A 14,020-nucleotide genomic window follows, 5' to 3' on the forward strand; every position below is an offset into this window, starting at 1 on the left:
TGGCGATCGGATCAACCACGCGCGGCAGTAAGGGATTCCCGGGCTGCGGCGGCGACGTTCTCGGGGGTGAAGCCGTACGCGGCGAACAGCGTCTTCGCGTCGGCGGAGGCGCCGAAGTGCTCGAGGGAGACGATCCGTCCCGCGTCGCCCACGAACCGGTACCACGTGAGGCCGATGCCCGCCTCCACCGCGACGCGGGCCTTCACCGACGGCGGAAGCACGCTGTCCCGGTACGCACGCGGCTGCTCCTCGAACCACTCCACGGACGGCATCGACACCACCCGGGTGCCGATCCCCTCGGCCTCGAGCCGCTCCCGCGCGGCGACCGCGAGCTGCACCTCGGAGCCGGTGGCGACGATGACGACGTCCGGGGTCTCCTTCGACGACTCCTGCAGGACGTAACCGCCCTTCGCCGCCTCCGGGTTGGGCGCGTACGTGGGCACGCCCTGCCGGGTGAGGGCCAGGCCGTGCGGGGCCGGGTGGGTGGCGTGGCGCCGGAGGATCTCGGCCCAGGCGATCGCCGTCTCGTTGGCGTCGGCCGGGCGGACGACGTTCAGGCCGGGGATGGCCCGCAGTGACGCGAGGTGCTCGACCGGCTGATGGGTCGGGCCGTCCTCGCCGAGGCCGACGGAGTCGTGGGTCCAGACGTACGTCACCGGCAGCTGCATCAGCGCCGACATCCGCACCGCGTTGCGCATGTAGTCGGAGAACACCAGGAAGGTGCCGCCGTAGACCCGGGTGTTGCCGTGCAGGGCGATGCCGTTCATCTCGGCGGCCATCGAGAACTCGCGGATGCCGAAGTGGACCGTGCGGCCGTACGGGTTCGCCTCCGGCAGCGGGTTGCCCACCGGCAGGAAGGACGAGGTCTTGTCGATGGTGGTGTTGTTGGAGCCGGCCAGGTCGGCGGAGCCGCCCCACAGCTCGGGGAGGACCGCGCCGAGCGACTGGAGGACCTTGCCGGAGGCCGCGCGGGTGGCGACGGAGTGGCCGGGTTCGAACACCGGCAGGGCGTCCTCCCAGCCCTCGGGGAGCTGACCGGCGACGACCCGGTCGAAGAGCCGCGCGCGCTCGGGGTCGGCGCCGCGCCACTTGTCGAGCTGCTTGTCCCAGGCCGCGTGGGCCTCGGCGCCCCGGTCGAGGGCGGCGCGGGTGTGGGCGAGGACCTCGTCGGCCACCTCGAAGGACCGCTCCGGGTCGAAGCCGAGGACGCGCTTGGTGGCGGCCACCTCGTCCGCGCCGAGCGCGGAGCCGTGGGAGGCCTCGGTGTTCTGCGCGTTCGGGGCGGGCCAGGCGATGATCGTGCGCATCGCGATGATCGATGGCCGCCCGGTCTCGGCCTGCGCCGCCTTCAGCGCCGCGTACAGGGCGTGCACGTCGACGTCGCCGTCCTCCTGCGGCTCGATCCGCTGCACGTGCCAGCCGTACGCCTCGTACCGCTTCAGCACGTCCTCGGAGAACGCGGTCGCGGTGTCGCCCTCGATGGAGATGTGGTTGTCGTCGTAGAGGAAGACGAGGTTGCCGAGCCGCTGGTGGCCGGCGAGCGAGGAGGCCTCGGCGGAGACACCCTCCTGGAGGTCGCCGTCGGAGACGATCGCCCAGATCGTGTGGTCGAACGGCGAGGTGCCCTCGGGGGCCTCGGGGTCGAACAGACCGCGCTCGTAGCGGGCGGCCATCGCCATGCCGACGGCGTTGGCGACGCCCTGGCCGAGCGGGCCGGTGGTGGTCTCGACGCCCGCGGTGTGCCCGTACTCGGGGTGCCCGGGCGTCTTCGACCCGTGCGTCCGGAACGCCTTCAGATCGTCCAGCTCGACCTCGTAGCCGGAGAGGAACAGCTGCGTGTAGAGGGTCAGCGAGGTGTGGCCGGGGGAGAGGACGAAGCGGTCACGCCCGGTCCACTCGGGGTCCGCCGGATCGTGCCGCATCACCTTCTGAAAGATCGTGTACGCGGCCGGGGCCAGCGCCATCGCGGTGCCGGGATGACCGTTGCCGACCTTCTGGACGGCGTCCGCGGCCAGGACACGGGCGGTGTCGACGGCGCGCCGGTCGAGTTCGGTCCATTCCAAGCTGTCCGGTGTCTGCCTGCTCATCTTCAAGAAGTCCTCGGTGAGAGCGAAGTTGCTGGTCTGGCGCGTTCAAAACTAAAAGTCTGATTTTTTCGGCGGAAGGTCCCTGTGTGTCAGGCTGTGGTGAAAGTGGGACACCCGGACGGGTCCAGGGCGCGATCGAGGCGGCACGAGACGGACATGGTGGACAGAACGCTCCAGGACGCCGGCGGGATCAGAACGTTCCCCTTCCCGGTCGACCTCAGCGTCGGCGGCGTCGGCATGCAGGTCGGCCCCATGGGCGCCGGTCGCCGCTGGCACGCCGACGCACCCCTGTACCGCGTGCACCGGATCGACTTCCACGTCGTGCTGCTCTTCACCGACGGCCCCGTCCGTCACATGATCGACTTCGCCGAGTACGAGGCGACGGCCGGCGACGTGCTGTGGATCCGCCCGGGCCAGGTCCACCGCTTCTCGAAGACGAGCGAGTACCGCGGAACCGTCCTCGCCATGCAGCCCGGCTTCCTGCCCCGCGCCACCGTCGAGGCCACCGGCCTGTACCGCTACGACCTCGCGCCCCTGCTCCACCCCGACGAGGCCCAGTCGGCCGGCCTGCGCGCGGCCCTCGCGTACCTGCAACGCGAGTACGAGGACACCGCGACCCTGCCGCCGAGCCTGCACACCTCGGTGCTGCGGCACTCCCTCACCGCGTTCCTGCTGCGCCTGGCGCACCTCGCGGCCAGCTCCGCGGAGGCGGCCCGCCGCCAGGGCGACACCACCTTCACCCTCTTCCGGGACGCCGTGGAGCGGGACTTCGCCACCAACCACAGCGTCAGCGCCTACGCCGACGCGCTCGGTTACTCCCGCCGCACCCTCGTCCGCGCGGTCCGCGCCGCCACCGGCGAGACACCCAAGGGTTTCATCGACAAGCGGGTCGTCCTGGAGGCGAAGCGGCTGCTGGCCCACACGGACCTGCCGATCGGCCGGGTCGGCGCGGCGGTGGGCTTCCCCGACCCGGCGAACTTCTCCAAGTTCTTCCATCAGCACACGGACATGACACCGGCGGCGTTCCGCGCGGAACTGCGCTAGAACGCCGCCGGGTCGTCCGTCGGCCTCGGGCCCTGCGCCCCCGACTGCCTTGTCAGCGACCGAAGTTGAACCAGTTCACGTTCACGAAGTCCGAGGGCTGACCGCTGGTGAAGGTCAGATAGACGTCATGGGTGCCGGTGACCGAGGTGATGTTCGCCGGGATCGTCCGCCATGACTGCCAGCCGCCCGTGTTGCCCACCGCGAAACTTCCGACGGGTGCGTTGCCACGGCTGTCCAGGCGCACCTCGACCAGACCGCTGACGCCGCTCGCCGCGCCGCTCGCGACCCGGCCGTAGAACTGGGTGGCCGCCGTGGAACCGAAGGTGACGCCCCGGAAGAGTGCCCAGTCGCCGTTCGCGAGGGAACCGATGTTCTGACCGCCTCCGGTGTCGGTGGTGGTCTCGGTGCTCACGCCGGACTGACCGTCGTAGGACTCGGCCTGGATGGCGGCGTAGGCGTCGCGGCTGCCGGACGGGGGCGGCGTGGTACCGCTCCCACCGCCCGAGGCCTGGAGCACCTGCACGTAGTCCACGACCATGGGGACGCCCGAGCGGGTGTCAGCGTCCAGGCCACCGCCGAAGGCGTCGGGGAAGGCGCCGCCCATCGCCACGTTGAGGATGATGAAGAAGCCGTGGTTGGTGGCGTTGTTCCAGGTCGTCGCGTCGACCTGGTTCGCGGTGACGGTGTGGAAGGTGACGCCGTCGACGAGGAAGCGGATCGCCTCGGGGGTCACCGAGCGGTCCCACTCCATCGTGTAGGTGTGGAAGCCGGACTGGCACGTGGTGTTGGGACAGGCGGTGTAGTTGCCGATGCCGCTGGTCTCGTTGCACGGGCCGCCCGGGTTGGTGCCGCAGTGCAGGGTCGCCCAGACCCGGTTCAGGCCCTGGACGTTCTCCATGATGTCCAGCTCGCCGACCGCAGGCCAGTTCTGGTAGTTGCCGCGGTAGGGAGCGCCCAGCATCCAGAACGCCGGCCAGTAGCCCTCGGCGGCCGTACCGGTGACGTTCGGCATCTGCAGCCGCGCCTCGACGCGCAACCTGCCGCCGGACGGGGGCTGGAAGTCCGTGCGGTTGGTCTCGATACGGCCCGAGGTCCAGCGGCCGGCGGAGTCGCGCAGCGGGGTGATGCGCAGGTTGCCGTTGCCGTCGAGCGAGACGTTGCTGGTGCTGTTCGTCATCGTCTCGACCTCGCCGGTGCCCCAGTTGGCCGGGCCGCCCGGATACGAAGTTCCGGTGGCGTACTGCCAGTTGGAGGTGTTGACGCCGGTGCCCGCGGCGCCGTTGAAGTCGTCGAGGAAGACCTGCGTCCAGCCCGCCGGGGGCGTGGGCGCGGAGGCGTTCGCGGGCAGGGTGACGGCCGTGGCGGCGACGGCCGCCAGACCCAGGGTGCTCAGGACGGCGACGAGCGCCCGCCGCAGGGGGCGCCGTCTGCGGGGTATGCCGGAGGTTTCGCTCATGGGGAGTGCCTCTCGGGTACGGGGTGATGAAGCGCGGGTGCCTTTGAGAGCACTCTGAGAGCGCTCTCAAAGTGGGCCCAATGTGCTCTCGGCCACCCCGGCCGTCAAGAGGTGTAACGGAGAAATCCCTTGCGTCGCAGGTGAGTTCACCGGATGAACACAGGGATGGGGCGGGCGCCCCCGCCGGGGCGGGCGGCCGGTTTCTTGCTTGTTGCGGCGCTGCCCCGGGCGGCGGGCGGGTTTCGCCCTGGACCAGGGCCGGGGGCCGGCGCCGGCGTCAGCGGGCTCGCGAGCCGCATGCCGGCCGGTCGCAGCGGGGTGTCCTGGAGGGAACGGTGTCTTTCGGAGGCTCGCAGGGCGCGCGGAGAGGCGGTTGCGCGGGACGGGGCCGGGCCGGGCCGGGGTGCCGGGCCCGGGTGGAGCGAGGGGACTGCTTGGTGGGCGTGGTGGTCCGGGCGGTCCGGGCAGGTTCATCCGGCGGGCCGGGCGGGCCGGGCGGGTCGGGCGGGCCGGGCCGGGCGGGCCACGGCATCCGGCGAGCCGGTGGTCCGCCGCGCCCGCATGGCCGGGCGGGCTGGGCGGGCGCGGCATCCAGCGGATCCTCCGGCCTACGGCTCCCGGATGGCCGGGTGGTTCGTGGTGCCGGGCGTGAGGTGGTCCGCGCCCGGTCGGCGGGATGGTCCGCGGCGCGGGGCGCAGGTGGTCCCTGCTCGGATGGACCGGAGGGTTCCCGGCGCCGGGCGTGAAGGGACCAGCGCCCGGATGCCGGGTGGTTCGTGGTGCCGGGCGTGAGGAGACCCGCGCCCGGACGTCCAGGCGGTTCGTGGTGCCGGGCGTCAGACGCTCGTCGTCGCCCGGGGGACCGCGGTCGGCTGCTCCTCCCGCAGGCCGAACCGCTCGTGTGCCCGCCGCAGCGCGGCCGGTGCCCACCAGGCGCGTCGGCCCAGCACGGCCATCGTCGCCGGGACGAGCAGCATGCGGACGACGGTGGCGTCGACGAGGACCGCGAGGGTGAGGCCGAGGCCGATCTGGAGGATGGGGGAGAAGCCGCCGGTCATGAACGCGCCGAAGACGACGGCGAGCAGCAGGGCCGCGCAGGTGACCACCCGGCCGGAGCGGCGCAGGCCGGTGACCACGGCCTCCCGGTCGTCGTCGGTCAGCTGCCGGGCCTCGCGCATCCGGGCCAGGATGAACAACTCGTAGTCCATGGCGAGGCCGAAGGCGATCGCGACGATCAGCGGCGGGGCGGTGAGACTGAGCGAGCCGAGGCCCTCCGCGCCGAGGAGGCCGGCCAGGTGGCCGTCCTGGAAGACCCACACCACCGCGCCGAGCGCCGCGCCCAGGCTGAGCAGGGTGGTCGCGATGGTGCGCAGCGGGAGCAACACCGAGCCGGTGAAGGCGAACAGCAGGGCGAAGATCCCGGCCAGGACGGTCACGGCCGCCCAGGGCGCCCGGTCGGCGAGCATCGCACGGAAGTCGACCAGGCGGGCCGCGGTGCCGGTGACCTGCACGGGCTCGTCGCCTCGGAGGTTCCGTACCCGTTCCACCAGGTCGGTGGCGGCCTTGCCGTCGACGCTGCCGGCCGGCGGCAGCTCCACCACCGTCGTGCCGTCCGGCAGGTCGCGGGAGACGGCGCGCGGAGAGAGGGCGTGTATACGGTCGACGGTCGACGCGCTCGTGCCCGGCTTCAGGACGACGATGACAGGGGAGACACCGGTGCCCGCCGGGAAGTGCGCGCCGACCGTGTCGTACAGCCGGCGTGCCTCGGTGTTCGAGGGGAGCTGCTGGGCGTCGCCGAGATTGATCCTCATGCCGGCGACGGGCAGGGCGAGGACGAGCAGGGCGGGGACGACCGCCGCCAGGACGGCGACCCGGTTGCGGGCCGAGAAGCGGGCCAGGCGGGCGAAGACGCGGCCCTCCTCGCCCTCGGGGCGGACCTTCGCCGGGGCGATCCGCCCGCCGAAACGGGCGAGCAGCGCGGGCAGCAGCGTCACCGCCGCCAGCATGTCGACGACGACCACGGCGGCCACCGCCAGCCCCATGCTGCGCAGGAACGTGCTCGGGAAGACCAGCAGCCCGGTGAGACTGACCGCCACCGTCAGCCCGGAGAACAGCACGGTCCGGCCGGCCGCGGTGACCGTGCGGTGCACGGCCAGGGCGACGTCCTCGGTGTCCCGGCGCTCCTCGCGGAAGCGCACCAGCATCAACAGGGCGTAGTCCACGGCGAGTCCGAGGCCCAGCATGGTGGTCACCTGGATCGCGTAGACGGAGATGTCGGTGACCTCGCTGAAAGCGAACAGCGCGAGGAACGCGCCCGCGATCCCGCTCGCCGCGATCACCAGCGGCAGCGCGGCCGCGCGCAGTCCGCCGAACACCACCAGCAGCAGGGCCAGGACGACGGGCAGCGAGATCAACTCCGCGTTGCGCACGTCCGCCTGGGCCCGCTCGCCGATCTGCGTGCCGAGCAACGGGCCGCCGCTGACATGGACCTCGGGCGCGTCGATCCGCTGGATCCGGGCCGCCGCCGCGTCGACGGCCTTCTCCTCGGCTTCGTCGTCCAGACCGCCGTCGAGGGTGACAGGGATGATCAACGCCCGCCCGTCCTCGGCGGTCAGACCGGGTGTCGCGTACGGATCGGGTACGGCGGCGACGCCGGCGATCGTACGGACCTGGGTGACGGCCCACTCGACCTGCGCGCGCAGACCGGGGTCGGCCACGGCGACGCCCTCGACGACGGCGGTGATCGACTCCCCGGCGGGGTCGACGCGGTCGAGGTACCGTGCGGCCGCCTCCGACTCCGTACCCGGCACCTCGGCCACGTTGTCCGACAGGCGCCCGAAGACGCCGGTGCCCAGGCCGAAGCCGAGCAGCAGAAAGAGCACCCAGAACAGGATGACGGTGAGCGGGCGACGGGTCGCCGCCCGGGCGAGTGTGGACAGCACGGTCCCTCCCGGCGGGGCATCGGTTGACATGCCCTCAGCCTCGTGCGGGAGGGGCGCCCACCGGATCGCCGGAGGGAGCGGTTTCGAGGCCTCCGCCGTACGGGGGAGTCGGGCACGGGGCTCACTCCCGCGAGGGAGGAAACAAACGGGGCGGTACGGGAGTTGATCCTCACGACACCCGCGATCTTCGAGGAGCGCCCATGGCAGACGAGCCCACAGTCCGCGAACTCCGGCTGGTGGTCACGGCGGACGACTACGACGAGGCCCTGCGCTTCTACCGCGACGTCCTCGGCCTGCCCGAGCGGGCCGCGTTCTCCTCGCCCGACGGACGGGTCACCATCCTCGAAGCCGGCCGCGCCACCCTGGAGTTGACCGACCCGAACCACGCGGCCTTCATCGACGACGTCGAGGTCGGCCGCCGCGTCGCCGGGCACATCCGGGTCGCCTTCCAGGTGGACGACTCCGCCTCCGTGACAGCAAGACTCGCCGCGGCGGGCGCGGAGGTGATCGCCGAGCCGACCCGCACCCCGTGGAACTCGCTGAACGCACGCCTCGACGCGCCGGCCGCCCTGCAGTTGACCCTGTTCGAGGAGTTGGACGGCTAGGGACTACGCGAGCGGATAGTCGTAGCGGACGAACCCGTTGAAGCGGGCCAGCCTGTCGTACAGGGCGCGTGCCGTGGTGTTGTCCTCCTGGGTGGTCCAGTACAGGCGGGCGGCGCCCCGCGCGCGGGCCGCCCCCGCGACGTGCTCGATCAGCGCCCGTGCCACGCCCCGGCCGCGCGCCGCCTCGTCGACGAACAGGTCCTGGAGGTAGCAGCTGTCCGCCATCCAGCCCGTGGTGTGGAACAGGTAGTGCGCGATCCCGACCAGCTTGCCGTCCGCGCGGGCGGCGAAGGCGTGCACCTCCGTCCCGTCCCGCAGCCGCCGCCACATCTCCTCGTACCCGTCGTCGGGCACCTCGGTGCGGTAGAACGCCTTGTAGCCGCGCGCCAGCACTTCCCAGGCGGCACGGTCCGACGGGAGCAGGGAACCGGTTTCGATCACGATCGCCCCTTGTCGCCGGACATCCCCGGCGTCACCAGCCCCGTCTCGTACGCGCAGATCACCGCCTGCACCCGGTCCCTCAGCCCCAACTTGCCCAGCACATTGCTGACATGGGTCTTGACGGTGTGCTCGCTGACGAACAGCGCCGTGGCGATCTCCGCGTTGGACAGGCCGCGGGCCAGCATCCGCAGGGTCTCCACCTCGCGGGCGGTGAGCACGTCGAGGCGCTGCGGGGTGACCTCGGCGGCGGCCTCCTCGCGGCGCCGGCGCACGAGGTCCGCGACCAGCCGGCGGGTCACCGCGGGCGCGAGCAGCGAGTCGCCGGCCGCGACGACCCGCACGGCGTGCACGAGGTCGTCGCGCCGTACGTCCTTCAGCAGGAAGCCGCTGGCGCCCGCGTACAGTGCCTCGTACACGTACTCGTCGAGGCCGAACGTGGTCAGCATGACCACCCGGCAGCCGGACCGGGCGCAGATCCGCCGGGCCGCCTCCAGGCCGTCCACGACCGGCATGCGGATGTCGAGGAGCGCCACGTCCGGCGTGTGCCGTTCCACCGCGGCCACCGCCTGCTCCCCGTCGCCGGCCTCGGCGACCACCTCGATGTCCGGCTGCGCCTCGAGGATCATGCTGAAGCCGCTGCGCACCAGTTCCTGGTCGTCGGCGACGACCACCCGGATGCTCACCCCAGAGCCGCCTGCCGCTCGACAGCCGTCGGCAGCCGTACGACGACCCGGAAGCCGCCGTCGGGACCGCGCCCGGCCTCGGCCGCACCTCCGCAGGCGGAAGCCCGCTCACGGATGCCGATCAGCCCGTGCCCGCCGTCGCCGTCCGCGCCTGTCGCGGGGCCCCGCCCGTCGTCCGTCACCGTCAGGGTCAACCCGTCCTCCGTCCAGTCGAGTTCGACGACCGCGGAGGAAGCGTACGCGTGCTTGACGGTGTTGGTGAGCGCCTCCTGCACCACCCGGTAGGCGGCGACCTCGGTGTCCGGGGGCAGCGGGTGTGACGCGCCCGAGGTACGCAACTCGGTGTGCAGGCCGGTGGATTCGGCGACCTGGCGGACCAGTTCGCCGAGTGCGGCCACCCCCGGCCGCGGTGACCTCGGCGAAATCGTCCCGCCCGTCTCCTCCTTGAGGACGCCGAGGATCCGCCGCAACTGTGTCATCGCGTCCCGTCCGGTCGACGCGATCGCGTCGAACGCGGCCTCCGCACGCGCCGGATCACTGCGCACGACGACCGGCCCGGCCTCCGCCTGCACCACCATCAGGCTCACCGCGTGCGCGAGGATGTCGTGCATGTCCCGTGCGATCCGGGCCCGTTCCTGCGCCCGCGCCCGCTCGGTGTCCGCGGTCCGCTCCCGCTCCAGCCTGCGGGCCCGGTCCTCCAGTTCGGCGGCGTAGGCGCGCTGGACACGGGCGAGCATGCCGAGCGCGTACGCGCAGACCACGCTGAGGAGCTGGAAGGCGTACTCGTAGGGATCGGCGCCGTGCTCGTGCCGCATGGTGACGGCGACGCCGATCAGCCAGCCCACCAGCATGAACCGGCGCTGCCCCGGGGCGCACAGGGCGGCCGTCGTGTAGAGGACGACCAGGCCGCCGTACATCACGTCGGGCGGCGGGGCGTGGTGGAGCGCCTGCGCCGTGGTGGCCACCGACACCGCGCACGCGGTCGCGAACGGCGCCCGCCGGCGCCACACCAGCGGCACGGCGGTGCCGGCGCCCAGCAGCCAGCCCTGCCAGGTCAGCCGCTCGCCGCCCTCGTCGGGGAACATCCACTGCAGGGAGGCCGCGAACAGCACCAGCGCGGCGAGCGCGGCGTCGACGGCGTACGGGTTCGCCGAACGCCATCGGGCCACGGTGGCCCTGAACCAGGCTTGGGCGAACCGGAGTCGGCCGGACGGCCGGGCCCGCCCCGTCCGGGGACGGTCGGGGACGGGCGGGCGATCGGGTGACTGCATGGGCGGCTCCTCGGGGCAAGGGCCGTTCCAGTATCGCGAGGCGCCCGCGCCGGGTCCTCACCGGTGAGAGGGATATGCGGGGTGGTCAGTCCGGCTGCCAGCCCAGTGCCCGCGAGATCCCGCGCGCCGCGAGCCGCACCGCAGGCACCAGCACCGGCACCTGCGCGTCCGCGTACGGCACGACGACCGACACGGCGGCGACCACCGCACCGCCGGGCCCGCGCACCGGAGCGGCCACCGACAGGGCGTCGTCGGTGACCTGACGCTCGCTCACCGCCACCCCGGTGCGCCGTACTTCGGCCAGTACCCGGCGCAGCCGCGCGGGGTCGGTGATCGTGTGGTCGGTGCAGGAGGCCAACGGAGCGGCGCAGTAGGCCTCCTGCAGTTCCGCTCCGCCGTGCGCCAGCAGGACGAGGCCGACGCCGGTGACGTGCAGCGGCCAGCGGGCGCCGACGCGGATGCGGACGCCGACCGCCGAATGCCCGGAGAGCCACTCGGTGTACACGACCTCGGAGCCGTCCCGCACCGCCAGCTGCACGTTCTCGTGCGTGGCCTCGTACAGGTCCTCCAGGTAGGGCAGTGCGGCCTGGCGCAGGGCCAGGCCGCGCGGGGCGAGCGCCGCGACCTCCCACAGCCGCAGCCCGACGTGGTACGCGCCGGACTCGTCCCGCTCCAGGGCGCCCCACTCGGTGAGGGCGGCCACGAGCCGGTGCGCGGTGGTGAGGGTCAGCCCGGCCCGCCGGCTGATGTCGGTGAGGGACAGCGCCGGGTGCGCGTGGTCGAACGCGGCGAGCACGGACAGCAGCCGGTCGGGCGCGGAGCGGGTGGCGGTCATGGCATCAGGTTCCTCGACTTCACTGTCGCTGTGGCGACTTCACGGTCACTGCGGTGTTCCTTCCCGCGCGGGGGCGGCGGATCGCACGGGCGCGGCGGATCGCACGGGGGTGGGGTCGCAACTTCAGCTGAGGCCGTCCTCCGCGATGCGCAGCAGCAGGGCGTGCAGCGTCTCGCGTTCGGCCTGGTCGAGGGGGGCCAGCAGCTCGTTCGTCACGCGCAGGCCCGCCGCGTCGGTGCCGCGCAGGAAGGCGCGGCCGTCCTCGGTGAGGGCGACGATCCGGCTGCGGCGGTCGTCCGGGGCCGGGCGGCGTTCGGCGAAGCCCAGCTTCTCCAGGTCGTCGACCAGGCCGACGATGGCGCTCGGGTCGTAGCCGAGCCGTGCGCTCAGTTCGCGCTGGAGCGCGCCCTCGGCGGTGGCCAGGAAGCGCAGCACCGCGTAGTGGCGCAGACGCAGCCCCGACGCCTGCAGGAACGTGTTGAACAGCTGCCCCGAGCGCAGGCCCAGGCGGTAGAGCAGGTAGCCCGTGTCCGCGTGCAGCCCGCGCATCCACGGCTCGTCCGCGTCGATCGGGGTGGCGGCGTTCACGGCGTCGTGCTGGCGGGCGATGGCGGGCTCCCTGGTCTCGGCCCCGTGGGGGCGGGTTCGTCGTGGCAGATTCCAGCATGGCGCACCCGCAGGTCGGCAACAACTATTGACGACAACAATTATTGCTCTTAGCTTCGATCTCGCAGAGGCCGCACCGTAGGCGACTCGCGAGCCGCACCCCTGTGCGTCCCGAGCCGCCCCCGCGTGTCGCCGGCCGCTCACCCGTGTCACCGCTCACTGCGTGAAGGGACTCCCCCCGTGCCCAGCATCGATCTCACCGGCAAAGTCGCCGTCGTCACCGGCAGCGGCCGGGGCCTCGGCCTCGCGTACGCCCAGGCCCTGGCCGCTCACGGCGCCTCCGTGGTGGTCAACGACGTCGACGACGCCGTGGCCGAGGCGGCCGTGAAGTCCATCACCGAGGCGGGCGGCAAGGCCGTCGCCGAGGTCGTCCCGGTCGGTACCTCCGAGGCCGCGGACCGGCTGGTGGGCCGCGCGGTCGAGGAGTTCGGGCGGCTCGACGTCCTCGTCACCAACGCGGGCATCCTGCGCGACAAGGTGCTGTGGAAGATGACCGACGACGACTTCGACGCGGTGATCGCCACCCACCTCAAGGGCACCTTCACCTGCGCCCGCGCCGCCGCGATCCGTATGCGCGAGCAGGGCGAGGGCGGCACGCTGATCCTGGTCGGCTCCCCGGCCGGCCAGCGCGGCAACTTCGGCCAGACGAACTACGCCGCCGCCAAGGCCGGCATCGCCGCCTTCGCCCGCACCTGGTCCATGGAGCTGGCCCGCGCGAACATCACCGTCAACGCGATCGTCCCGGTCGCCGCGACGGCGATGACCGAGACCATCCCCGCCTTCGCCCCGTACATCGAGGCCATGAAGAACGGCGAGCCGCTCCCCGACTTCCTCCGCAAGGGCGAGGGCTTCGGCACCCCCGAGGACTGCGCGGCCCTGGTCCCGTTCCTCGCCTCCGAGGCCGCCCGCTCCCTCACCGGCCAGGCCATCGGCATCGGCGGCGACAAGGTGGCACTCTGGTCGCATCCGCAGGAGATCCGCGCGGCCTACGCCGACGGCGGCTGGACCCCCGAGAGCCTGGCCGACGCCTTCCCCACCTCGGTCGGCGCCGAACTCCAGACGGTCGGCATCCCGGCGCCCAAGTTCCCGGAGGCGTGATGGAGCGCTCGATGAACGTCGACGACCTCGTCGCCATCGACGTCCACACCCACGCGGAGGTCTCCTCCAAGGGTCACTCGTCCCTGGACGAGGACCTGCACGACGCCTCCTCCGCCTACTTCAAGGTCGAGGGCAAGCGCAAGCCGACCCTGGAGGAGACGGCCGCCTACTACCGCGAGCGGAAGATGGCCGCCGTGATCTTCACGGTGGACGCCGAGTCCGCGACCGGCACGGCCCCCGTCCCCAACGAGGAGGTCGCCGAGGCGGCCGCCGCCAACGCGGACGTCCTCATCCCCTTCGCCTCCATCGACCCCTTCCGGGGGAAGGCGGGCGTGCGGCAGGCCCGCCGCCTGGTCGAGGAGTACGGGGTGAGGGGCTTCAAGTTCCACCCCAGCATCCAGGGCTTCTTCCCCAACGACCGCGCGATCGCGTACGACCTGTACGAGGTGATCGAGGAGACGGGCACGATCGCCCTGTTCCACACGGGCCAGACCGGCATCGGCGCCGGCGTCCCGGGTGGGGGCGGGATCCGCCTGAAGTACTCCAACCCGCTGCACGTGGACGACGTCGCCGCCGACTTCCCGCACCTGAAGATCATCCTGGCGCACCCGTCCTTCCCCTGGCAGGACGAGGCCCTGGCCGTCGCCACGCACAAGCCGGGCGTGCACATCGACCTGTCCGGCTGGTCGCCGAAGTACTTCCCGCCGCAGCTCGTGCAGTACGCGAACACACTGCTGAAGGACAAGGTGCTCTTCGGCTCCGACTTCCCCGTCCTCACCCCCGACCGCTGGCTCGCCGACTTCGACAAGCTGACGATCAAGGACGAGGTGAAGCCGAAGATCCTCAAGGAGAACGCCGCCCGTCTGCTCGGGCTGACCACACCGTAAGGGGC

General features: G+C 72.5%; 12 protein-coding genes. 4 read left to right on the top strand and 8 right to left on the bottom strand.

The annotated features are described in order from the left end of the window. Positions 1-11: 11 nt before the first annotated feature. Complete coding sequence (gene tkt, locus IE263_RS05185) at positions 12-2,087, bottom strand: transketolase (RefSeq protein WP_189932649.1); 2,076 nt, start codon at positions 2,085-2,087, stop codon at positions 12-14. A 156-nt stretch (positions 2,088-2,243) separates the two neighbouring features. On the opposite strand from tkt, the gene IE263_RS05190 reads away from it, so the two are divergent. Further along, complete coding sequence (locus tag IE263_RS05190) at positions 2,244-3,131, top strand: helix-turn-helix transcriptional regulator (RefSeq protein WP_189932651.1); 888 nt, start codon at positions 2,244-2,246, stop codon at positions 3,129-3,131. A 52-nt stretch (positions 3,132-3,183) separates the two neighbouring features. On the opposite strand, the gene IE263_RS05195 is transcribed toward IE263_RS05190, so the two are convergent. Continuing rightward, on the bottom strand, positions 3,184-4,587 hold the full coding sequence (locus IE263_RS05195) for a glycoside hydrolase family 16 protein (RefSeq protein WP_189932653.1): 1,404 nt from the start codon (positions 4,585-4,587) through the stop codon (positions 3,184-3,186). Positions 4,588-5,423: 836 nt separating this feature from the next. Further along, entirely contained in the window at positions 5,424-7,529 is a 2,106-nt protein-coding gene (locus IE263_RS05200; RefSeq protein ID WP_189933176.1) for an MMPL family transporter, read from the bottom strand. Between the two features lie 200 nt (positions 7,530-7,729). Here IE263_RS05200 and IE263_RS05205 point away from each other — a divergent pair, with 200 nt between their 5' ends. Then, a complete protein-coding gene (locus IE263_RS05205) occupies positions 7,730-8,134 on the top strand; it encodes a VOC family protein (protein ID WP_189932655.1) in 405 nt (134 codons plus the stop codon). A gap of 3 nt (positions 8,135-8,137) precedes the next feature. Here the strand turns inward: IE263_RS05205 and IE263_RS05210 are convergent, their stop codons facing one another. From IE263_RS05210 to IE263_RS05230, 5 genes are all read right to left on the bottom strand, one after another. Next, entirely contained in the window at positions 8,138-8,575 is a 438-nt protein-coding gene (locus IE263_RS05210) for a GNAT family N-acetyltransferase (protein ID WP_229910797.1), read from the bottom strand. Next, positions 8,572-9,258: a response regulator gene (locus IE263_RS05215; RefSeq protein ID WP_189932658.1), complete on the bottom strand. Its 687-nt coding sequence runs from the start codon at positions 9,256-9,258 to the stop codon at positions 8,572-8,574. The genes IE263_RS05210 and IE263_RS05215 overlap by 4 nt, the downstream gene beginning before the upstream one ends. Then, positions 9,255-10,529 carry a sensor histidine kinase gene (locus IE263_RS05220; protein WP_189932660.1) on the bottom strand — a complete coding sequence of 425 codons (1,275 nt, stop codon included), beginning with the start codon at positions 10,527-10,529 and terminating at the stop codon, positions 9,255-9,257. Before IE263_RS05220 ends, IE263_RS05215 begins: the two co-directional genes overlap by 4 nt. Positions 10,530-10,614: 85 nt before the next feature. Beyond that, entirely contained in the window at positions 10,615-11,364 is a 750-nt protein-coding gene (locus tag IE263_RS05225) for an IclR family transcriptional regulator (protein WP_189932662.1), read from the bottom strand. A gap of 123 nt (positions 11,365-11,487) precedes the next feature. Continuing rightward, entirely contained in the window at positions 11,488-11,913 is a 426-nt protein-coding gene (locus IE263_RS05230; RefSeq protein WP_189933180.1) for a MarR family winged helix-turn-helix transcriptional regulator, read from the bottom strand. 297 nt (positions 11,914-12,210) lie between these two features. On the opposite strand from IE263_RS05230, the gene IE263_RS05235 reads away from it, so the two are divergent. Together IE263_RS05235 and IE263_RS05240 are read left to right on the top strand one after the other, a co-directional pair. Then, the gene (locus tag IE263_RS05235) at positions 12,211-13,128 is read left to right on the top strand and encodes an SDR family NAD(P)-dependent oxidoreductase (RefSeq protein ID WP_308430577.1); all 918 of its coding nucleotides are present in this window, start codon (positions 12,211-12,213) and stop codon (positions 13,126-13,128) included. An 11-nt stretch (positions 13,129-13,139) separates the two neighbouring features. Then, positions 13,140-14,015 carry an amidohydrolase family protein gene (locus tag IE263_RS05240; protein ID WP_189932664.1) on the top strand — a complete coding sequence of 292 codons (876 nt, stop codon included), beginning with the start codon at positions 13,140-13,142 and terminating at the stop codon, positions 14,013-14,015. The last annotated feature ends 5 nt before the right edge of the window (positions 14,016-14,020 follow it).

Origin of the sequence: Streptomyces aurantiogriseus (assembly GCF_014649375.1) — a bacterium.
GTDB lineage: Bacteria > Actinomycetota > Actinomycetes > Streptomycetales > Streptomycetaceae > Streptomyces > Streptomyces aurantiogriseus.